The organism is Streptococcus cristatus (assembly GCF_003943515.1).
Lineage (GTDB): Bacteria > Bacillota > Bacilli > Lactobacillales > Streptococcaceae > Streptococcus > Streptococcus cristatus_D.
In genome coordinates this window covers 1-1,015 of sequence record NZ_RJPT01000026.1, presented here as the reverse complement: position 1 = coordinate 1,015, position 1,015 = coordinate 1, and the positions used below count along the sequence as shown (strand labels likewise).

General features: G+C 49.4%; 1 protein-coding gene. It reads left to right on the top strand.

What is annotated here, in order from left to right:
- Positions 1 to 647: 647 nt before the first annotated feature.
- Entirely contained in the window at positions 648 to 863 is a 216-nt protein-coding gene (locus D8791_RS10385) for a hypothetical protein (RefSeq protein ID WP_185760593.1), read from the top strand.
- The last annotated feature ends 152 nt before the right edge of the window (positions 864 to 1,015 follow it).

Sequence of the window (1,015 nt, the reverse complement as noted above, 5' to 3'; positions counted from 1 at the left end):
GGCTTGCACTGATTGAGGCAGACACGCTGTTGCTCATGCTTGTGCTTGCTGATACTGAAGCACTGATTGANGCAGACACGCTGTTGCTCATGCTTGTGCTTGCTGATTCAGATGCACTNATTGANGCNGACACGCTGTTNCTCATGCTTGTGCTTGCTGATTCAGATGCACTAATTGAAGCAGACACGCTGTTGCTCATGCTTGTGCTTGCTGATACTGAAGCACTGATTGAAGCAGACACGCTGTTGCTCGTGCTTGTGCTTGCTGATTGGCTTGCACTGATTGANGCAGACACGCTGTTGCTCATGCTTGTGCTTGCTGATTGACTTGCACTGATTGAAGCAGACACGCTGTTGCTCATGCTTGTGCTTACTGATTCAGATGCACTGATTGAGGCGGACACGCTGTTACTCATGCTTGTGCTTGCTGATTGGCTAGCTGATACAGATGCTGAAGTACTTTGACTTGCAGATACTGACGCGCTAGCTGATTGGCTTGCACTGATTGAGGCAGACACGCTGTTGCTCATGCTTGTGCTTGCTGATTGGCTAGCTGATACTGATGCTGAAGTACTTTGACTTGCAGATACTGACGCGCTAGCTGATTGGCTTGCACTGATTGAGGCAGACACGCTGTTACTCAAGCTTGTGCTTGCTGATTGGCTCGCACTAATTGACGCAGACTGGCTCGCACTTACTGAGATAGACGCTGAGTTCTGGTTGTTAGATGCTGAAGCTGATTGGCTAGCTGATACTGATGCTGATTGGCTTGCACTGATGCTTGCACTTACAGATGCGCTTGCTGATTGGCTAGCTGATACAGACGCTGAGTCGCTTGCACTTACAGATGCTGAGGCTGATTGACTAGCTGATACAGATGCTGATTGGCTCGCACTGATGCTTGCTGATACTGATGCTGATGCGCTTTGGCTCGCACTAATTGACGCAGACTGGCTCGCGCTTACTGAGATAGACGCTGAGTTCTGGTTGTTAGATGCTGAAGCTGAAGCTGAAGC